At 71.0% G+C, this 20,097-nt stretch carries 17 protein-coding genes and 1 pseudogene; 11 read left to right on the forward strand and 7 right to left on the reverse strand.

Annotation, left to right across the window (positions count from 1 at the left end; all coding sequences use genetic code 11):
* Positions 1–167 precede the first annotated feature (167 nt).
* From ACZ5CR_RS08090 to ACZ5CR_RS08115, 6 genes and pseudogenes are all read left to right on the forward strand, one after another.
* Entirely contained in the window at positions 168–1,634 is a 1,467-nt protein-coding gene (locus ACZ5CR_RS08090; RefSeq protein ID WP_468854738.1) for an aldehyde dehydrogenase, read from the forward strand.
* Positions 1,634–1,867, forward strand: coding sequence for a ferredoxin (locus ACZ5CR_RS08095; protein ID WP_468854740.1), 234 nt, complete (start codon positions 1,634–1,636; stop codon positions 1,865–1,867). Before ACZ5CR_RS08090 ends, ACZ5CR_RS08095 begins: the two co-directional genes overlap by 1 nt.
* Before the next feature lie 274 nt (positions 1,868–2,141).
* On the forward strand, positions 2,142–4,787 hold the full coding sequence (gene lanKC, locus ACZ5CR_RS08100) for a class III lanthionine synthetase LanKC (protein WP_468854742.1): 2,646 nt from the start codon (positions 2,142–2,144) through the stop codon (positions 4,785–4,787).
* 47 nt (positions 4,788–4,834) lie between these two features.
* Entirely contained in the window at positions 4,835–4,960 is a 126-nt protein-coding gene (locus ACZ5CR_RS08105; RefSeq protein ID WP_383271570.1) for a SapB/AmfS family lanthipeptide, read from the forward strand.
* Between the two features lie 166 nt (positions 4,961–5,126).
* Positions 5,127–6,845, forward strand: a complete 1,719-nt coding sequence (locus ACZ5CR_RS08110) for an ABC transporter ATP-binding protein (protein WP_468854847.1) — start codon at positions 5,127–5,129, stop codon at positions 6,843–6,845.
* A 689-nt stretch (positions 6,846–7,534) separates the two neighbouring features.
* A pseudogene (locus ACZ5CR_RS08115) lies at positions 7,535–8,335 on the forward strand (ATP-binding cassette domain-containing protein); the annotation flags it as partial.
* Between the two features lie 324 nt (positions 8,336–8,659).
* On the opposite strand, the gene ACZ5CR_RS08120 reads toward ACZ5CR_RS08115, so the two are convergent.
* Both ACZ5CR_RS08120 and ACZ5CR_RS08125 read right to left on the reverse strand, forming a co-directional pair.
* Positions 8,660–9,268 carry a response regulator transcription factor gene (locus tag ACZ5CR_RS08120; RefSeq protein WP_468854743.1) on the reverse strand — a complete coding sequence of 203 codons (609 nt, stop codon included), beginning with the start codon at positions 9,266–9,268 and terminating at the stop codon, positions 8,660–8,662.
* 243 nt (positions 9,269–9,511) lie between these two features.
* On the reverse strand, positions 9,512–10,156 hold the full coding sequence (locus ACZ5CR_RS08125; protein WP_468854745.1) for a TetR family transcriptional regulator: 645 nt from the start codon (positions 10,154–10,156) through the stop codon (positions 9,512–9,514).
* A gap of 221 nt (positions 10,157–10,377) precedes the next feature.
* On the opposite strand from ACZ5CR_RS08125, the gene ACZ5CR_RS08130 reads away from it, so the two are divergent.
* Genes ACZ5CR_RS08130 through ACZ5CR_RS08140 form a run of 3 tightly spaced genes read left to right on the forward strand, consistent with a single transcriptional unit; the run spans position 10,378 to position 13,681 of the window.
* The gene (locus tag ACZ5CR_RS08130; protein ID WP_468854748.1) at positions 10,378–11,745 is read left to right on the forward strand and encodes a glycosyltransferase family 4 protein; all 1,368 of its coding nucleotides are present in this window, start codon (positions 10,378–10,380) and stop codon (positions 11,743–11,745) included.
* Positions 11,745–12,593 carry a class I SAM-dependent methyltransferase gene (locus ACZ5CR_RS08135; protein WP_468854750.1) on the forward strand — a complete coding sequence of 283 codons (849 nt, stop codon included), beginning with the start codon at positions 11,745–11,747 and terminating at the stop codon, positions 12,591–12,593. Before ACZ5CR_RS08130 ends, ACZ5CR_RS08135 begins: the two co-directional genes overlap by 1 nt.
* Positions 12,590–13,681, forward strand: coding sequence for a prenyltransferase (locus ACZ5CR_RS08140; protein WP_468854753.1), 1,092 nt, complete (start codon positions 12,590–12,592; stop codon positions 13,679–13,681). Before ACZ5CR_RS08135 ends, ACZ5CR_RS08140 begins: the two co-directional genes overlap by 4 nt.
* 369 nt (positions 13,682–14,050) lie before the next feature.
* Here ACZ5CR_RS08140 and ACZ5CR_RS08145 read toward each other — a convergent pair whose 3' ends face one another.
* Positions 14,051–14,341, reverse strand: coding sequence for a hypothetical protein (locus ACZ5CR_RS08145; RefSeq protein WP_451203177.1), 291 nt, complete (start codon positions 14,339–14,341; stop codon positions 14,051–14,053).
* Positions 14,342–14,455: 114 nt separating this feature from the next.
* Here ACZ5CR_RS08145 and ACZ5CR_RS08150 point away from each other — a divergent pair, with 114 nt between their 5' ends.
* A complete protein-coding gene (locus tag ACZ5CR_RS08150) occupies positions 14,456–15,019 on the forward strand; it encodes a hypothetical protein (RefSeq protein ID WP_468854756.1) in 564 nt (187 codons plus the stop codon).
* Between the two features lie 187 nt (positions 15,020–15,206).
* Here ACZ5CR_RS08150 and ACZ5CR_RS08155 read toward each other — a convergent pair whose 3' ends face one another.
* The 4 genes from ACZ5CR_RS08155 to ACZ5CR_RS08170 all read right to left on the reverse strand — a co-directional run bounded on the left by ACZ5CR_RS08155 (position 15,207) and on the right by ACZ5CR_RS08170 (position 19,148).
* On the reverse strand, positions 15,207–16,217 hold the full coding sequence (locus tag ACZ5CR_RS08155; RefSeq protein ID WP_468854849.1) for an LLM class F420-dependent oxidoreductase: 1,011 nt from the start codon (positions 16,215–16,217) through the stop codon (positions 15,207–15,209).
* A gap of 114 nt (positions 16,218–16,331) precedes the next feature.
* Positions 16,332–17,204 (reverse strand): hypothetical protein, encoded by an 873-nt coding sequence (locus tag ACZ5CR_RS08160; protein ID WP_468854758.1) that lies wholly within the window; start codon positions 17,202–17,204, stop codon positions 16,332–16,334.
* A gap of 168 nt (positions 17,205–17,372) precedes the next feature.
* Positions 17,373–18,410: an N-acetylmuramoyl-L-alanine amidase gene (locus tag ACZ5CR_RS08165; RefSeq protein WP_468854760.1), complete on the reverse strand. Its 1,038-nt coding sequence runs from the start codon at positions 18,408–18,410 to the stop codon at positions 17,373–17,375.
* Between the two features lie 84 nt (positions 18,411–18,494).
* On the reverse strand, positions 18,495–19,148 hold the full coding sequence (locus tag ACZ5CR_RS08170) for a class I SAM-dependent methyltransferase (protein ID WP_468854763.1): 654 nt from the start codon (positions 19,146–19,148) through the stop codon (positions 18,495–18,497).
* Positions 19,149–19,280: 132 nt separating this feature from the next.
* On the opposite strand from ACZ5CR_RS08170, the gene ACZ5CR_RS08175 reads away from it, so the two are divergent.
* The gene (locus ACZ5CR_RS08175) at positions 19,281–19,925 is read left to right on the forward strand and encodes a CatB-related O-acetyltransferase (protein WP_468854765.1); all 645 of its coding nucleotides are present in this window, start codon (positions 19,281–19,283) and stop codon (positions 19,923–19,925) included.
* Positions 19,926–20,097 lie beyond the last annotated feature (172 nt).

The following is a 20,097-nucleotide window of genomic DNA, read 5'->3' on the forward strand; positions in this document are numbered from 1 at the left end:
TCTCGTCCGTAACTAGAACTAGTTCCAATGATCGCCCAAGTCGACCGTCCACTCAGGCTACTTGAGCCTTGCCCTCCGTGGACTACTGGAACTAGAACTGGTATCAGTTCTGAAACAGTGTCAGAACGCGTGCCGCGCAGGCGGAATCCCGCAGGAGGCAGTCAGCCATGACCGATCTCGTGGAACACGGACAGCTCTTCATCGGCGGGGAGTTGGTGGACCCCCTCGGCAAGGACGTCATCGAGGTGATCTCGCCGCACACCGGCCGGGTCTTCGCGCGGGTGCCGCACGCCGCGCCCGCCGATGTGGACCGGGCCGTCGCCATCGCGCGCAAGGCGTTCGACGACGGGCCCTGGCCCCGGATGACGCTCGACCAGCGGATCGAGGTCATCGCCAGGATCAAGGACGCGTTCGCGGTACGGCACGAGGAGATCGCCCGCGTCATCAGCTCCGAGAACGGCACCCCGTACACGTCGAGCGTCATGGTGCAGGCCCTCGCCGCGATGATGGTCTGGGACTCGGCGCTCACGGTCGCGCGGAACTTCACCTACGAGGAGGAGCGCGACGGAGCGCTCGGCAAGATCCTCGTGAGGCGCGAGCCGGTCGGTGTGGTGGCGGCCGTCGTCCCGTGGAACGTCCCGCAGTTCACGGCGGCGGCCAAGCTCGCACCGGCGCTGCTCGCCGGGTGCCCGGTGATCCTCAAGACCTCGCCCGAAGCGCCGCTCGACGCCTACATACTCGCGGAGATCGCCACCGAGGCGGGGCTGCCGCAGGGCGTGCTCTCGATCATCTCGGCGGACCGCGAGGTGAGCGAGTACCTCGTCGGGCACCCCGGCATCGACAAGGTGTCCTTCACCGGTTCCGTCGGCGCGGGCAAGCGCGTCATGGAGGTCGCCGCCCGCAATCTCACCCGCGTGACCCTGGAGTTGGGCGGCAAGTCGGCCGCGGTGATCCTGCCGGACGCGGACGCGTCGGCGGCGGTCGCCGGCATCGTCCCCTTCGCTTGGATGATCAACGGCCAGGCGTGCGTGGCCCAGACCCGCATCCTCGTGCCGCACGCGCGCTACGACGAGTTCGCGGACGCCTTCGCCGCCGCGGCCGGTGCGCTCAAGGTCGGCGACCCGCTCGACCCGGCGACCGAACTCGGCCCGCTGGTGGCCAAGCGCCAGCAGCAGCGCTCGCTCGACTACATCCGCATCGGCCAGGAGGAGGGCGCCAAGGTCCTGACGGGCGGCGGGCGTCCGGCGGGGCTCGACGAGGGCTGGTACGTCGAGCCGACACTCCTCGGCGGTGTGGACAACTCGATGCGCGTCGCCCGCGAGGAGATCTTCGGCCCGGTCATCTGCCTTCTTCCGTACGGCGACGAGAGCGAGGCCGTGAAGATCGCCAACGACTCGGACTACGGGCTCAGCGGCAGCGTGTGGACGGCGGACGTGGAGCGCGGCATCGACATCGCGCGCCGGGTGCGCACCGGAACGTACTCGGTGAACACCTTCAGTCTCGACATGCTCGGACCGTTCGGCGGCTACAAGAACTCCGGCCTGGGGCGGGAGTTCGGGCCCGAGGGGTACGGCGAGTACTTCGAGCACAAGATGATCCACCTCCCGTCCGGCTATGAAGGGGCGGGTGCCTGATGGGTGACCGCTGGCACGTCGAGGTGGACCGCTCCGTCTGCATCGGCTCCGGGATGTGCGTGATCACGGCGCCGGGCGGGTTCGCGCTCGACTCGGCCCGCCAGTCGCACCCCGCGGACCCCGAGACCGACGCCAACGAGAAGGTGCTCGAAGCGGCCGAGGGGTGTCCGGTCGAGGCGATCACGATCACGTTGCCCGGCAGCGGGGAGGTCGTCTTCCCGCCGGAGGACTGATCCCGGAGGACTGATCCCGGAGGACTGATCTCGGAGGGCTGATCCCGGAGAGCTGGTCTCGGATGACTGATCGGGTCCGTGTTGGCCGGGACTTCACTTCCGCGACGCCGCCCGCACCGGGTTGCATACGTCCTGTACGTATCTTGTTCGATCGAACGGGTGCGAACAGGACTTTACCCATGCGTTCCGCATGCCCGATCGATGACATCCGTGACTGTCCGTCCCCTTTGCGGCCTGGAAATGTCTCTGCCAGACCACATGGGGAGGGGACGCCGTGGACAAGCGGTACGAGGTCTACTGTCTGGCCGACAGGCACTTCTACGAGACTCCGGACCGTTTGCCCGTGGGCGGCAGCGCCCCCGATTTCGAGACGGCGGGGCGCCCGGTCCCGCCGGGATGGCGGTCGGCGCGCCAGGGCGACTGGCTGACCTTCGTCCCCGTCGACGAGGACGGGCACGCGAGGCCCGCGCCCCAGCAGGGCTGGAAGATCCACGTCTCCGCCACGCTGGAGAACGCCGACCGGATCGCCGCTGTGGTCACGGACCACTGCGTGCCGCGCTCCGTCCCCTTCAAGTTCATCGCGGGACGGCGCCTGCTCCACCTGCGCAACAGCAAGTACGCGGGGCGCGACGGCAGCGGCAAGTTCGCCACGATCTACCCCGCCGACGAGCAGCAACTGCACGCGCTACTCGATGAGTTGGGGCGACTGCTCGCAGGGCAGGAAGGCCCCTACATCCTCACCGACCTGCGCTGGCAGGAAGGCCCGCTTTACGTCAGGTACGGCGCCTTCACCCGCCGCATGTGCGCCGACGAGCGCGGCGGTCTCGTCCCCGCGATCGAGGACGACCAGGGGCGCCTCGTCCCCGACTCGCGCGACCCGGCCTTCCGGGTCCCCGAGTGGGTCACGCTCCCGCCGTTCCTCGAATCCCAGCTGACGGCGCGCAACAACACGACGGTCGGCGACCTGCCGTACCGCATGGAGAAGGCACTGCACTTCTCCAACGGCGGCGGGGTCTATGTGGGCACCGACACCAGGGACGGCCGCAAGGTCGTCCTGAAGGAAGGCCGGCCGCACGCGGGCCTGGCATCCGACGGGGCCGACGCCGTGGCCCGCCTGGAGCGCGAACGGGACGCGCTGGGGAAGCTGGCGGGCCTCGGTGTCGCGCCCGAGGTGCGGGACTGGTTCGAACTCGGCGGCCACCGCTTCCTCGTCATGGACTTCGTGGAGGGCCGCACCCTCAACTCCTTCTTCGCGGACCGCCATCCGCTGTTGGTCAGCGAACCGGACGCCGACGCGATCGCCGCGTACACGGCCTGGGCGCTGCGGATCCACCGCGCCGTCGAGGAAGCCGTCGCGGCCGTGCACGGGCGGGGTGTCGTCTTCAACGACCTCCACATGTTCAACATCATGGTCGCCCCCGACGAACAGTCCGTCTCCCTCCTCGACTTCGAGGCGGCGGGGCGTGTGGGTGAGGGCGGCAGGCAGATCGTGGCCCACCCCGGATTCATCGCGCCCGCCGACCGCGAGGGCGTGGACGTCGACCTCTACGCCCTCGCCTGTCTGCGGCTCGCCCTCTTCCTGCCGATCACCACACTGCTCGCCGTCGACCGGGGCAAGGCGGCGCACCTCGCGACAGTGATCGCGGCCGAATTCCCCGACGTACCGGCGGAGTTCCTCGCCGGAGCGGTGGCGGAGATCGAGCGGGGAGGACAGGACGGGACCGGTGGCGGGGCGGTAGTGGGGGCCACGGCATCCGCATCCGTATCCCTCTCCGCGCCGCTCGTCGAGGTGGCCGACTGGCCCGCCAGCCGGGACTCGATGGTCAAGGCCATCCTCGCCTCGGCCACCCCGGAGCGCGACGACCGGCTCTTCCCCGGCGACATAGCGACGTTCACCGACAGCGGCGGGCTCGGCCTCGCACACGGTGCGGCCGGAGTGCTGCTCGCCCTCGCCGAGGGCGGCGGCGAACGCTACGAGGAGGGCGAGCGCTGGCTCCTGAAGCACACCGAATCCGCGCCGCCCGGTACGCCCCTCGGGCTGAACGACGGCCTCGCGGGCATCGCCCACGTACTCGAACGGCTCGGTCACCGCACCCGCGCGCTCGATCTGATGGAGCTCATCCTCCAGGAGAACTGGCAGCGGCTGCCCTCGGACCTGAACGGCGGCCTGGCCGGACTCGGCCTCGCCCTCGACGCCCTCGCGCACAGCACAGGCGAGGAAGGCCTGGCCCAACACGCCTTCAGGGCAGCCGAGTTGATCGCCGAGCGCCTCACCGCTGCCGAGGACCCGCCGAAGAAGGGGCGGCCCCGGGCCGGGCTGCTGCACGGGGCGACCGGTCCCGCGCTGCTCTTCCTCCGGCTCTACGAGAGGAACGGCGACCCGGCGCTCCTCGACCTGGCGGCGCGGGCCCTGCGCGCGGACCTCGAACGGTGCGTGGCGCGGCCCGACGGCAGCATCGGGGTGGACGAGGGGTGGCGCACGATGCCGTACCTCGGCGACGGCAGCGTCGGCATCGGGATGGTCGTCGACGACTACCTCGCGCACCGGGACGACGCCGGGTTCGAGGCGGTGCGGCCGGGCGTCCTGACCACCGCGCGCTCACGCTTCTGCGTGCAGCCGGGCCTGTTCCAGGGGCGGGCCGGACTGTTGCTGCACATCAACCGCAGCACCGCACCCGGCATCACGCCCGAGGACGTCGCCGCGCAGATCGAGGGACTCGGCTGGTTCACGATGCCGTACGCCGGCCAACTCGCCTTCCCCGGACACCAGATGCTGCGCCTGTCCATGGACCTGCACACCGGAACGGCGGGCTGTCTTCTCGCCCTCGCCGCCGCCCTGGGGGACGGCGGAGCACACGTCCCCTTCCTGCCGCCTCTGAGGCGGCCCCAGAGCCGGTCCCGCCACGCAGCGGGGTCGTGACACCACCCGATGAGGACAGCAACGTCCCCAAAAGAGAGGCAACTCCCATGGCACTTCTCGACCTGCAGAGCATGGAGTCCGACGAGATGACCGGTGGCGGCCACGGTGGCGGCGGCAGCAACGTGAGCCTGCTCCTGTGCTGGAGCGACGCGAGCGTCCTGCTCTGTCTGTGACACCGGTCCGTGCCTGACCGGCACGGTTCCTGGGGGACCGGGCGGCGCCTCTTCTCGGAGGGCCGCCCGGCTCCACCGATGCCATGGCCCTTCGCGGACAGCGTCCTCGGGCGCTCCGCCCCGGCCGCACCGCCACGGACACGAGGACCCGTACCGCATGGCGACCATGACCACCCGGCCTCCTCGACCCGACCACGACGCGGGCCTGCTGAAGGCCGCCACCCGCCACAGTGCCGCCCGCTGCGTGGCCCTGGTGCTGTGCAGCGTCGCAGGGGCCGGAGCGAGTCTCCTCCTGCCGTTCGCCATCGGCCGCGCCCTCGACACCGTCCTCGCGGGTCACGCGGCCGGTCACGTCGGTGCCGACGCCACCCGCTGGATCCTCGTGTGCACGGTGCTCGTCGGTGCGAGCGCGCTTCTCGACGCCTGCGACGGCGTCCTCACCGGAACCACCAACGCCCGCACCACGGCCTGGCTGCGCGGCCGAGTAGGCCGCCACGTGCTGGCCGTAGGGCCGCGCGCCACCGCGCGTTTCGCCCCCGGCGACCTGGTGGCCCGACTCATCGACAACGCGGCACACGCGGGCGTCGCGCCCGCCACGCTCGCCGCGCTTCTCGCCGCCCTGGTCGCGCCGGTCGGCGCCGTCGTGGCCCTCGTCCTGATCGACGGCTGGCTCGCCGTGGTGTTCGTCGTCGGGGCACCCGTACTCGTCCTGCTCCTGCGGGCGTTCGTGCGTGTCTCGTCCGACTGCGTGGCGCGCTACCAGCAGGTCCAGGGCGACATCGCGGGCCGTCTCAGCGAGGCGATCGGCGGGGCCAGGACCGTCACGGCCGCGCACACCGAGGACAAAGAGGCCGGGCGCATCCTCGATGCGCTGCCTGAACTCTCCCGCCAGGGGCATCGGATGTGGCGGGTCCAGGGCCGCTCCCAGGCGCAGGCCGTCGCGGTCGCGCCCCTCCTACAGATCGCGGTCGTCGCGGTCGCGGGTCATCTGGTCGTCCAAGACCGCATCACCGTGGGTGAGTTGCTCGCCGCCTCCCGGTACGCGGTGCTCGCGACCGGGATCGGCATGCTCGTCGGGCAGCTGGGGGCACTGGTGCGGGCGCGGGCGGCGGCGAGGCGCCTGGGGGAGGTGCTGGCGGAGCCCGAGACCTCCTACGGGCGAGCTGAACTACCGCTGGGGGATGGACTGTTGGAGGTGCGTGGCGTGAGAGTGACGCGCGGTGGGCGCGCCGTGCTCGACGGGGTGGACCTGACGGTTCCCGCGGGCGGCACGCTCGCCGTGGTCGGGCGCTCCGGCTCCGGCAAGTCGCTTCTGGCGTCCGTCGCGGGCCGGCTCGCCGACCCCGACGAAGGGGACGTACGCCTCGACGGCGTCCCCCTGCGCTCGCTCAGCCGCGAGGAGCTGCGCCGCGAAGTCGGTTACGCCTTCGAGCGGCCCGCGCTGCTCGGTACGACCCTGGAGGACACGATCGGCTTCGGCGCCCCGCGCCCGACGCCGCCCCGCGTCCGCGAAGCGGCCCGCGCCGCCCACGCCGACCCCTTCATCACCCGCCTCCCCGACGGCTACGCGACGCCTTGCGCGGAGGCACCCCTTTCCGGAGGCGAAGCTCAACGCCTCGGCCTGGCAAGGGCGTTCGCGCGAGGCGGGCGGCTGCTGATCCTGGACGACGCCATGTCGAGCCTGGACACGGTGACGGAACACCACATAGCCGAGGCCGTGCTCCACCACACCCCGCACCGCAGCCGCCTGATCATCGCCCACCGCGCGGCGACGGCGGCCCGCGCGGACGCCGTGGCCTGGCTGCATGAAGGCCAGATCCGGGCGGTGGGCACGCATGCGGAACTGTGGGAGCGGCCCGAGTACCGGGAGGTGTTCGGAGCGTGAGGCGGGTGGAGCGGGTGGAGGAGACGGAGGGGGCGGGGCGTGTGGAGTCGTCCTCGGCGGCCCCGCAAGGTCCCTACCGCCGAGGTGTCCGCTTCCTGTGGCGCAGGTGGCCGGTGCTGCTGCGGCTCGCGCTCTGGTCCGTCCTGGAGACCGGGCAGACCTTCCTCACCGGGTACGCCCTCGCACGCGCCCTGGACGACGGGTTCCTCGCGGGGCGTGAGGCGGTGGGTCTCGGGTGGCTCGGCGGGGCCGGGCTCGGCGTGGTCGTGGCCGCGTACGGCACGGGGCGGGTGTACCGCTCGGTCGCCGACCTGGTCGAGCCGCTGCGGGACACCCTGGTCAGGCAGGTCGTCGGGCGGGGGCTGCGGGACGCCGACGGCGCCTCCGTCTCCCGGCTCACCCAGCAGGTGGAGATCGCCAGGGACACGTTCGCCGGACTGGTCCTCGTGTCCCGTTCCTTCGTCTTCACGGCGGCGGGCGCGCTGATCGGCCTGTTTTCGCTTGCCCCGCTCCTCCTTCTTGTGGTGGCGCCGCCGCTGCTGGCCGGTGTCGCCCTGTTCGCGGCGAGCCTGCGTCCACTGGCCAGGCGCCAGGAGAGGTTCCTCGTCGCGGACGAGGGCATAGCGGGCCAACTGGGGTCGGTCACCCCGGGATTGCGGGATGTCGCGGCCGCGGGCGCCGAGCAGGACATGGCCGATGACCTGGACCGGGGTGTCGCCACGGAGTACGCGGCGGCCCGCGCCCTCGCCCACTGGGGAGTCCTGCGCACGGCGGCCCTGACGACCGGCGGCCAGCTGCCACTCGTCCTGCTCCTCGTCACGGCCCCCTGGCTCCTGAACCACGGAGTGACCCCGGGCGCCCTGGTCGGGGCGATCGCCTACGTCTCCCAGGCGCTGCTCCCGGCCCTGCACAACCTGATCCACGGCCTGGGTACGAGCGGCTCCCGCCTGGCGATCGTCCTGCGCCGCCTGACGTGGACTCCGGGGGAGGAGACGGGGGCGGCGGCACCCGCGCCGAGCGACGAGAACGCAGAAGCGGCAGCCCCCGCCCCTGAAGAGGCCCCCGCCCTCCAGCTCTCCTCCGTCACCTTCGCCTACGGCCCCCTCGCCGAGCCCGTCGTACGCGACCTGTCGCTCACCGTCCCGCACGGCGGCCATCTGGCGGTCGTCGGCCCCAGCGGGATCGGGAAGTCGACGCTGGCCGGGCTCGTGGCCGGGCTGCTTGAGCCAGGGGGCGGTGTCGTCCGCGTGGCGGGGCGGCCCGTGCGGGGGCAAGAGGCCGTCGCGCGGCGGGTGTTGATCCCGCAGGAGGCGTACGTCTTCAGCGGGACGGTCCGGGAGAACCTGGAGTATCTGCGGGCGGACGCCGTCGGCGACGCGGAGCTGCTGAGCGCCGCGCGGGCCGTCGGGCTCGGCGGAGTGATCGAGCGGCTGGGCGGGCTCGCCGCCCCCGTCGACCCGGCCACGCTCTCCGCGGGCGAGCGGCAGCTCGTCGCGCTGACCCGCGCCTATGTCTCGTACGCGCCCCTCGTCCTGCTCGACGAAGCCACCTGCCACCTCGACCCGATGGCGGAGGCCCGCGCCGAGCGGGCGTTCGCGGAGCGCCCCGGCGGCACCCTCGTGGTGATCGCCCACCGCATCAGCTCGGCCCGCCGCGCCGACCGGATCCTGGTGATGGACGGGACGCACACTCTGTGCGGCGGCCACGACGAGCTCATCGAGAGCTCCTCGCTCTACCGCGAACTGTCCGGCAACTGGGGCCCTACGGGTCCTGGTCCAGGTCCGGGTCCAGGTCCGGGTCCACTGAACGGGGCGTCACACCCAGCCCTCCCCGCGCGAGATCCGTATGGCGTCGATCCTGTTGCGCGCCCCGGTCTTGCGGGTGATGGCGGCCATGTAGTTGCGCACCGTTCCGTTGGTCAGGTGCAGGCGGTGCGCGATCTCGGCGACGGGCGCGCCTCCGGCGGCGAGTGAGAGAACCAGCAACTCCCGGTGCGTGAGCGGCATCTGAGCCGCTTTCAGGAATCCGAACCCCAGCGACTCGTCGACGAATCTTCGGCCGGTCGCCACCTGTCTTATCCCGGCGAGCAGCCGGTCGAGCGGGCTCGCCTTGTCCACGTAGCCGACGGCGCCTGCCTCCATGCAGCGGCGGAGCAGCCCCGGGCGGTTCCCGGACACCAGGACGAGGAGCGGGCTGCCGAGGCCGCCGCTCACCGGATGGGACTGCTCCCCGAACTCGGCTGAGGCGTACGCCGTTTCGCCGTCGGGATCGACCACGCAGACGTCGGGCCGCACCGCGCCGGTACGGTCGCGGGCGTTGCGCCATGGTGCATGGAACACCTCCAGGTCCGGCTCACGGGCGAGGCGCTCCGCGAGCGCCGATCGCAGCAGACAGGCGTCATGCACGAGAAGAACCCGGATCACGCTCTGATCCCCCAGTTCCCCGCTTCTGGTTCCGATAGCTTCAGTCAGCACGTAGACCATTCATAGCGGGCGTCAACCACTTGACGGACACGAAGAACTGGCCAAGCGGGACCAGACGAGGCTCAGGGGCGCAGTTGCCCGATGCGCGTGCGCCCCCAGTGCAACCATCCGGGGTTTGTGACATCAAGGTCTGTGACGTCAAGATCTGTGACGTCAAGCTTTGCGGAGTCAGGGTTTGCGATGTCAGGGTGTGCGATCGGCCTCGGGGGACGTCAGATCGATCAGACGGCACACCATCTCGATGTCGATCTTGACCTGGGCGATCGACGCCCGCCCCGAGAGCCAGGTGATCAGCGCGGAGTGCCAGGTGTGCTCGATGACCCGGACGGCCGAGAGCTGCTCGGGGGTCGGCGCGTCCGCCAGGCCCATCGCGTCCAGGATGATCGCCGTGGTCAGCCGCGAGACCGTGTCCACCTCGGGGCTCACCGAGCGGTCGGCGAAGGTCAGCGCCCTGACCATGGCGTCCGCCAGATGGGGCTCGCGCTGCAGGGCACGGAAGGCCCGCATCAGGGTCTCGGCGCACCGCTCGGCGGGCGTCTCACCGGCGGGCGGGCGCTTACGGATCGTCGTGTGCATGTGCTGCAACTGGTCCTGCATGGTGGCGACCAGGAGATGCACCTTGGAGGGGAAGTAGCGGTACAGCGTGCCGAGGGCGACGCTCGACGACTCGGCGACCTCGCGCATCTGCACCGCGTCGAATCCGCCCCTGCTCGCGAGTTGGGCGCTGGCGTGCAGGATGCGGCGACGGCGCGCCTCCTGCCGTTCGGTCAGGGGTGGCGACGCCGGATCAGCTGCTGCGACTTCCGCTGCCTTGGCTTCCGATGACATATGTCCCGTTGTTCCGTCGTCCCGTTCCGGTCAGGTGGTCGGCCAGCATGGCAGGGTGCCCGCCGTGGCGCGAATCACCTGATCCGGGCCTTACAGCGCGGCTACCTGCCGGTAGATTCAAAGCTCGTTCAGCGATCATTCAGCGATCAAGTCTGAAACTTGTTCTAGATTACCGTCCCGGCGTAACCTCGCGGACAACCGCAGGGAGAAGGGGGCCGAGAGTGACCGCTGAGGCCATGGAGGCGGGCCCCCGGACGGGGCCGCAGGGCGCCGATGGCGACCGACCGCTGCGCATCGCTCTCCTCACGTACAAAGGCAACCCGTTCTGCGGGGGCCAAGGCGTCTACGTACGTCACCTCTCGCGCGAGCTGGCCCGCCTCGGCCACAGCGTCGAAGTGATCGGCGCACAGCCCTACCCCGTCCTGGACGAGGGCCTGGCGGGCCTCAAGCTCACCGAGCTGCCCAGCCTCGACCTCTACCGCTCGCCCGACCCCTTCCGCACGCCGAAGCGCGGCGAGTACCGCGACTGGGTCGACGCGCTCGAAGTGGCGACGATGTGGACCGGCGGCTTCCCCGAGCCCGCGACGTTCAGCCTGCGGGCCCGCCGCCATCTGCGCGCCAGGCGGGGTGAGTTCGACGTCGTGCACGACAACCAGACGCTCGGCTACGGCCTGCTCGGCGACCTCGGCGCCCCGCTCGTCTCGACGATCCACCACCCCATCACCGTGGACCGCGGGCTCGACCTGGACGCGGCGCCCGACTGGCGGCGCCGCATGTCCGTGCGCCGCTGGTACGCGTTCACGCGCATGCAGAAGCGGGTGGCCCGCCGCCTGCCCTCCGTGCTCACCGTCTCCGGCACATCGCGCCAGGAGATCATCGACCACCTCGGCGTGCGCGACGACCGTATCGACGTCGTGCACATCGGCGCCGACACCGATCTCTTCTCGCCGGACCCCTCGATCCCCGAGGTGCCGGGCCGGATCGTCACGACATCCAGCGCGGACGTCCCGCTCAAGGGCCTCATCCATCTCGTCGAGGCGCTTGCCAAGGTTCGCGCCGAGAATCCGGCCGCCCATCTCGTCGTCGTGGGCAAGCGCGCCGAGGACGGCCCGGTGGCGCAGGCGATCGAGAAGTACGGCCTCAAGGACGCCATCGAGTTCGTCAAGGGCATCACCGACGAGGATCTTGTGGACCTGGTCCGCTCGGCCGAGGTCGCCTGTGTCCCTTCGCTCTACGAGGGCTTCTCGCTCCCCGCGGCCGAGGCGATGGCGACGGGGACGCCGCTGCTCGCGACGACCGGCGGCGCGATCCCGGAGGTCGCGGGCCCCGACGGCGAGACCTGCCTGGCCGTGCCGCCCGCCGACCCCGGCGCGCTCGCGGCGGGCCTGAGCAGGCTGCTCGGCGACCGTGAGCTGCGGATCCGCCTCGGCGCGGCCGGACGCGAGCGGGTTCTCGCCAAATTCACCTGGGCCCGCGCCGCCCAGGGCACCGCAGAGCTGTACCGCGCGGCGATCGCCGGAAAAAACGCGGCCCCGCAATCCGGCCGCCCCCCGGCCACCACCCCGACGTACTCCGGGAGCCATCGCTGATGCTGACCGTCGACTTCACCCGCTTCCCGCTCGCCGCGGGCGATCGCGTACTTGACCTGGGCTGCGGCGCGGGCCGGCACGCCTTCGAGTGTTATCGGCGGGGGGCCCAGGTGGTGGCCCTCGACCAGAACGGCGAGGAGATCCGCGAGGTCGCCAAGTGGTTCGCCGCGATGAAGGAGGCGGGCGAGGCACCGGCGGGCGCCACCGCCACGGCGATGGAGGGCGACGCGCTCAACCTGCCCTTCCCCGACGCCTCGTTCGACGTCGTGATCATCTCCGAGGTGATGGAGCACATCCCCGACGACAAGGGCGTACTCGCGGAGATGGTCCGCGTTCTGAAGCCGGGCGGCCGTATCGCGGTCACGGTCCCGCGCTACGGCCCCGAGAAGATCTGCTGGGCGCTCAGCGACGCGTACCACGAGGTCGAGGGCGGCCACATCCGCATCTACAAGGCGGACGAACTGCTCGGCAGGATGCGCGAGGCGGGCCTGAAGCCGTACGGCACGCACCACGCGCACGCCCTGCACGCGCCGTACTGGTGGCTGAAGTGCGCGTTCGGCGTGGACAACGACAAGGCGCTGCCGGTGCGGGCGTACCACAAGCTCCTGGTCTGGGACATCATGAAGAAGCCACTGGCGACGAAGGTGGCGGAGCAGTTGCTCAACCCGGTCGTGGGCAAGAGTTTCGTGGCGTACGCGACGAAACCGCACCTGCCGAAGGCCGAGGCGGAGTCCGACGTCGAGACTGACGCGGAGTTCGACGTCAAGACCGACGCGAAGGCCGACGTCAGAACCACGGGGGCCAAGGCCAAGGCCAACGCCAAGACCAACGTCAAGACCGACGCGTGACGAGCCCGGAGCGGACGGAACACCTGGTCCTGCCCGGTGTCCTGACGGCTGATCAGGCCACCCGTACGGTCCGCGGGATCCTGGCCGTCCAGCGCGAGGACGGCGCGATCCCATGGTTCCGCGGCCACCACCTGGACCCCTGGGACCACACCGAGGCCGCCATGGCCCTGGACGCGGCGGGCGAGCACGCGGCGGCGGGCCGCGCCTACGACTGGCTCGCGCGGCACCAGAACCCGGACGGGTCCTGGTACGCGGCGTACGCCGACGGCGACCCGCACGACGTGACGGACCGGGGCCGCGAGACGAACTTCAGCGCGTACATCGCCGTGGGCGTCTGGCACCACTACCTCTCGACGGGCGACGACACGTTCCTGGACCGCCTGTGGCCCACGGTGGTGGCGGCGGTGGAGTTCGTGCTCGCGCTGCAGCAGCCGGGCGGCCAGATCGGCTGGAAGCGCGAGCCGGACGGGACGCCGGTCAGCGACGCGCTCCTGACCGGCAGTTCATCGATCCACCAGGCGCTGCGCTGCGCCCTGGCGATCGCCGAGCAGCGCGAGGAGGCGCAGCCGGACTGGGAACTGGCGACGGGCTCGCTGGCCCACGCCATCCGCAGCCACCCCGAGCGCTTCCTGGACAAGGACCGCTACTCGATGGACTGGTACTACCCGGTCCTCGGGGGAGCGTTGACGGGCGCGGGGGCCAAGTCCCGTATGGAGGAGGGCTGGGACCGCTTCGTGGTGCCGGACCTGGGCGTGCGCTGCGTCATCCCCAACAACTGGGTGACGGGCGGCGAGAGCGCCGAACTCGCCCTCGCCCTATGGGTGTTGGGTGAGTCCGACCGCGCCCTGGAGATCCTCCAGTCGATCCAGCACCTGCGAGACGCGGAGTCCGGCCTCTACTGGACGGGCTACGTCTACGACGACAAGGCGATCTGGCCCGAGGAACTGACCACGTGGACGGCGGGCTCCCTGCTGCTCGCGGTGGCGGCACTGGGCGGCGACGAGGCCACCTGCGCGGTGTTCTCGGGAGAACGCCTGCCGGTGGGCCTCGCGCCGGAGTGCTGTGGGGCGGCTGCGGGGGGTCAGTAGCGGCGCAGTCGTCCTGCGATGGCGTGGCCGATGAAGACGTATACGAGGGCTGCCAGGCCGTAGCCGCAGACGACTCGGGCCCAGGCCTCGTCGAACGTGCTGTGTTCTTCCGGGGGGTGCCCCCGGACCCCCGGGGCATGCGACTGGTGTGCCGGGGGTCGGGGTGTGTTGGCTGCGGTGCTCAGTAGCGGCGCAGTCGTCCTGCGATGGCGTGGCCGATGAAGACGTATACGAGGGCTGCCAGGCCGTAGCCGCAGACGACTTGGGCCCAGGCCTCGTCGAACGTGCTGTGTTCTTCCGGGGGGTGCCCCCGGACCCCCGGGTCATGCGACTGGTGTGCCGGGGGTCGGGGTGTGTTGGCTGCGGTGCTCAGTAGCGGCGCAGCCGTCCTGCGATGGCGTGGCCGATGAAGACGTACACGAGGGCTGCCAGGCCGTAGCCGCAGACAACTCGGGCCCAGGCCTCGTCGAACGTGAACAGGTCATGCGACCAGCCGGCCAGCCAGCGGGCCACGTCGTGGATGAATTGGACGAGGTCGTTGGCGCGGTTCGCGTCCAACAGGTACATGAGGATCCACAGGCCGAGGATGATGGCCATGACGTCCGCGACGATGACGATGACCCTCGCTGCTGTGCTGCCACGTGCTTGTCTGGTGGACATGAGGGCCGAGTACCGGGTTCGGGCTTGTTGAAACCCATACGGGCTCGCCCGGGTGGCGGGTCCGCCCGTCCGGGGTGAGGCTGCCGGGAGAGCTGTCCACTCCCGGAGGTCCCCGTGTTGCTGTCCGCCGCGACCGTACGCCGGTCGCTCGTCGCCCCTGTGCTGTGCGGAGCCCTGCTCGCTGGGCTGACCGCGTGCAACGACGACGCCGACGCCGCTGACACCGCGGACGCGTCGTCCACACCGTCCGCGACCAGCTCCGCGCAGAAGCAGAAGTTCGCGAAGACGAGGTTCGTGGCGAACGCGGGGATCGCCGCGGGGGCGACGTACCAGTGGATCGTGAAGCCGTTTCGCGCGGGGAAGTTCAAGAAGGGTGCCGACGGGCGGAAGTTCGCCCTGATCAAGGCCGGGCTCGCGGGGACGCTTGCCTACAACCGCCTCAAGGCCGCGTCGAAGAACGCCAAGGGCGACCCGACGCTGGCCAAGGCGGTGGCGCCGCTGACGGCGGGCATCGACGCGCTGAAGGACCTTCCGTCGAAGCTGCGCAAGGGCGATTCGACGGACTCGGTCGTGAACTCCTTCGATGACGTCATCAACAAGGTGAAGGACGCGGGCAAGGGCGCGGGGGCGGAGGTCAAGGACAAGGTGCCGTCGGCCGGGGACTTGGCGAAGGGCTGAGGGCGAAGGGCGAAGGGCGAAGGGCGAAGGGCTGAGGGCCGAGGGCTGCTGTGCGGGGCCGGAACTCATTTCGGCCCGGTCGGCGTTTGGGGCCATCTTGTCGGGGGCCCTGGGAGTCCTGGGGGCGCAGCCCCGTGGTTTCGGGAAGGGGCGGGGTTGGGGAAAGCCCCGCAGGGTCCGCCCCTGCCTAGCTGTTCAACTCCGCGAGCACCCGCAACGTATGGCGGTCCGGCGCCAGTACCAGCAGATCCGTCACCGGCCCCTTGCGCCACAACTCCAACCGCTCCGCGATACGCTCCCGCGGCCCCACCAGCGAGATCTCATCGGCGAAAGCATCAGGAACGGCAAGGACCGCCTCCTCCCGCCGCCCCGCCAGAAACAGCTCCTGAATCCTCCGCGCCTCTTCCTCGAACCCCATCCGCGCCATCAGATCCGCATGAAAGTTTCGCGCGGAGTGCCCCATTCCGCCGATATAGAACCCCAGCATCGCCTTGACCGGAAGCAAGCCCTCCGCAACGTCGTCGCAGACCTTCGCCCGCGCCATGGGCGCGACCAGGAAACCCTCCCGCACGCCCACGAGCGACGCCTCGTACACATCGGACCGCATCGGCGACCAGTAGAGGGGCAGCCACCCGTCCGCGATCCGCGCCGTCTGCGCGATGTTCTTCGGGCCCTCCGCGCCGAGCAGCACCGGCAGATCGGCCCGCAGCGGATGCGTGATCGGCTTCAGGGGCTTGCCGAGACCGCTTCCGTCCTCCCCCTGGTAGGGGTGCGAGTGGAAGCGTCCGTCGAGGGCGACAGGCCCCTCCCGTCGCAGCACCTGCCGGATGACATCCACGTACTCCCGCGTGGCCGTCAGCGGCGACTTCGGGAACGGCCTGCCGTACCACCCCTCCACCACCTGCGGCCCGGAGAGCCCGAGCCCGAGCATCATCCGCCCGCCGGAGAGGTGGTCGAGGGTCAGCGCGTGCATCGCGGTCGTCACCGGCGACCGCGCCGCCATCTGTACGACCGCCGTGCCCAGCTTGATCCGCGAGGTCTGCGCCGCGATCCAGGTCAGTGGGGTGAAGGCGTCGGATCCCCACGCCTCCGCCGTCCATACGGAGTCATAACCGAGCCGCTCGGCCTCCTGGGCGAGTGCCACGTGCCCGGGGTCGGGGCCGCGCCCCCAGTAGCCGAGAGCGAGTCCCAGGCGCATACCTGTGCCCATCCCCGATCCTTTCTGACGGGCCGTCAGTTCAGTGCAGAGTGGCGACTGTACGACAACGGCCCCCCGCCCGGAAGGGCGAGGGGCCGCGAGCTGGGGGCGAGATCAGCCGCGCTGAATCCCCGTGGTGTCCTGCAGTACGCCGCGACGGCCGTCCTGCGTCTGGGCCACCAGGCCGGGGCCGCGCTGCTCGACGGCCAAGTACCAGGTGCCGGGCGCCAGTTCGGCGATCGGCGTCGGCGAACCGTCCTCCGCGTACAGCGGACGCGGCACCGGCACGGCGAACCAGAACGGTGAGAACTCACCGGTGGCCTGCGCGGCCCCGGGAGGCGGCGTCTGCTGACCCGGCTGCGGCTGACCCGGCTGGGCGCCGAAGGGCTGACCCTGCTGGGGCTGACCGGGCTGGGCGCCGTACGGCTGGCCCGGCTGCGGCTGGCCCTGCGCGCCCGGGTAGCCGTAGCCGCCCTGCGGGTGACCGCCGTAGGGCTGGGGGGCGGCGGGGCGGGGGGCGCCGATGAGGGGGGCCTTCAGGGCCGGGATCAGCGCGGTCGCGACCGCGCCGGCGGCCAGGACCAGGGCGGCGACCAGGCCGAGGATGAGACCGATACCGGCATCGGGCCCGCCGTTACCGCTGCCCAGGCCGCTGTCGAAGAGGAAGCCGTAGGACTGGTCGGCGTCGAAGATGGCGCCGATCGAGCTCCACGCAGCAGCGATCGCGAAGGCGACACCGAGCTGCCCGAGGTCGAGGCCCGCGACCTTGCGCGGCTGCGGCAGTGCACGGCCCACCACGATGAGGGCAGCAGCGATGATGCCGAGCAGGTACACGCTCAGCAGCAGGTTGCCGTTCTCCCAGGCATTGGGGAGCTTGTCGCTGTCGCCGCCATCGGCGTCAAGGGTGTTGAGGAATGAGGCGATGAACAGCAACACCGCTGCTCCGATCACCACGCCGTCGCCTCGAGTGAGAGAGCGGATATTCACTTCAGGTCCTTCGTCAGTCGTCTCGTCGGTGGAGGCGTCGCTCGCCCCAGGTCGCGGCGCGGAGCGCGGGGATGGCCCCCCATCGTACGGAGGACATTATCGTCCGCGCGGGTGGGGTGTCTGCTCGGGATAAAGACCCATCGACGCGTATCGGTGCGTATCGATGCGCTATCCCCGCAGAAAACTCACGATTCCGTCGGAGATCCCCTGGGCCGCCTTCTGCCGCCAGCTGCCACTGGTGATCAACGCCTCGTCCTTGGCGTCCCGCATATTGCCGCACTCGATGAACACCTTGGGGACGGTGGACAGGTTGAGGCCGCCCAAGTCCTTGCGTACGTCGAGTCCCGTGCCCTTGCCGATGTAGTTGGACGGGGCGCTGCCCGTCGCGCTCAGGAACTTTCCGGCGACGCGCTCGCCCAGGGCGCGTGACGGGGCGACGATCTTGGAGGTGTCCGCGGAGCCCGACTTCACCGACGCGGGCAGGATCACGTGGAAGCCGCGGTTGCCGGCCGCCGAGCCGTCGGCGTGGACGGAGACGACGGCGTCCGCGTGGGCGTTGTTGCCGATGCGGGCGCGCTCGTCGACGCAGGGACCCCAGGGGCGGTCGCCGTCCTGGGTGAACTTCACCGTGGCGCCCTGCTTCTCCAGGAGCGTGCGCATGCGACGTGAGACGTCGAGAGTGAACTGGGCCTCGCTGTAACCGTTGTTGGTGGAGGTGCCCGTGGTGTCGCATTCCTTGCGGTTGGTGCCGATGTTCACCAGGCGGTTGATCTCGGCCGTATGCCTGCCGTTGCCCGGGTTGTGGCCGGGGTCGATGACGACGACCTTGCCCTTGAGGGGGCCGGAGGCCGCGGGGCCGCTCGACGACTTCGGCGGCTTGGTCGCGCTCGGCTCGTCGCTCGCCTTGTCGTCGGCTTCATTGCCCTTACCGGCCTTGTCGCCCTCGTCGCCCTCGTCGCCCTTGTCGTCCTTTTCGGACGCCGACGGGGAGGGCTTGTCCGCCGACGAGCCCTGTGCGGACGCGGACCGGCTCGACGCGGGGAGGGTCCTGGGCGGCTCGCTCCCGCCGGGGCCGCTCGTCGCCTCGTAGATGAGCCACCCCGCCAGGCACGTCGGCACCAGCGCGGCGAGCGTCACGGTGAGGGGGCCGCCGGTGAAACGGCGGGGCGGGCGTGGGGGCTGGCTTTCCGGACCGACGTACGACACGGGTGACACCTTACGGGCCGTGCACGTGCTCCGCAGCGTCCCTGGTCTCTCCGCCGCGAGCCCGTCATCTCGCCGACGGCGAGGTCAGCTCCCCGCGCCCGTCCGTCGCAGGACACGCAGCGAGTCGGTTGCCGAGACCTCGGTGAACGCGCCGGACTCAAGGGCCCTGAGGTAGACGCGGTAAGGGGCCTGGCCCGTCATGATGTCGGCGGGGTCGGGGAAGACGTCGTGGATCACGAGCAAGCCGCCCTGCGCGATGTGCGGGGCCCAGCCCTCGTAGTCGCCCGTGGCGTGTTCGTCCGTGTGGCCGCCGTCGATGAAGACGAGACCGAGCGCCCCGCCCCACGCCTTCGCCACCTGCGGCGAGCGGCCGACGATCGCGATCACGTGCTCCTCCAGGCCCGCGTGGTGCAGCGTGCGGCGGAAGGTGGGGAGGGTGTCCATCCGGCCGACCTCCGGGTCGACCGTCGCCGGATCGTGGTACTCCCAGCCCGGCTGCTGCTCCTCGCTGCCGCGGTGGTGGTCGACCGTGATCGCCGTGACGCCCGCCGCGCGTGCGGCGTCGGCGAGCAGGATCGTGGAGCGGCCGCAGTACGTTCCGACCTCCAGGAGCGGCAGGCCGAGTGCCGCCGCTTCCGCTGCCGCCGCGTACAGGGCGAGGCCCTCGCCGACGGGCATGAAGCCCTTGGCCGCTTCGAAGGCGGCCAGAATTTCCGGCTTGGGATGCGGGGCCGCCATGGGGTTCCTCCCGGTGGTCGGTGCAGGTCGTAAATGCGATGGGGTTCGGCTGCGGGCCGCCCTATGCTGCCGCATGGCCTGGCCACTGACCGAGGCGGGGCCCTACAGAGATGTGGAAGGCGGCATATGTCCATGCAACTCGTACCGGCGGATCCGACGGTGCTGCATCCCTTTCCGGACCAGCCTCGTGTCGTTCTCCTGAAGCCGCTGGTGAAGTCGCCGTTGATCGAGGTGGGGGAGTACTCCTACTACGACGATCCGGATGACGCGACGGCCTTCGAGACGCGCAATGTCCTTTACCACTACGGGCCGGAGAAGCTCCGTATCGGGAAGTTCTGCGCCTTCGGCACGGGGGTGCGGTTCATCATGAACGGCGCCAATCACCGGATGGACGGGCCCTCGACCTTTCCGTTCCCCATCATGGGCGGCTCGTGGGGCGAGCACTTCGATCTGATCAGTGGGCTGCCGGGGCGGGGAGACACCGTTGTCGGCAACGATGTCTGGTTCGGGCACGGTGTGACGGTGATGCCCGGGGTGCGGATCGGGCACGGGGCCGTCGTCGCCTCCGGGGCCGTCGTCGTGGACGACGTCCCTGATTACGGCATCGTCGGCGGTAACCCCGCCAAGCTCATTCGTACGCGGTACAGCGAGGACGAGGTCGCGCGGCTGCTCGCCGTCGCCTGGTGGGACTGGCCCGCCGAGCAGCTCACCGAGCATGTCCGGACTGTGATGTCCGGGACGATCGATGAGCTGGAGAAGGTGGCGCCGCGGGGGTAGTGGCAGCCTCTTGCCTCTACTTTCCCCGACCCCGACCCCGACCCCGACCCCGACCCCGACCCTTCCCGAGAACCCGCTGGGGGGGGGGGGGGGGGGGGGGGGGGGGGGGGGGGGGGGGGGGGGGGGGGGGGGGGGGGGGGGGGGGGGGGGGGGGGGGGGGGGGGGGGGGGGG

The sequence above is a fragment of the Streptomyces sp. NPDC031274 genome (genome assembly GCF_055570235.1).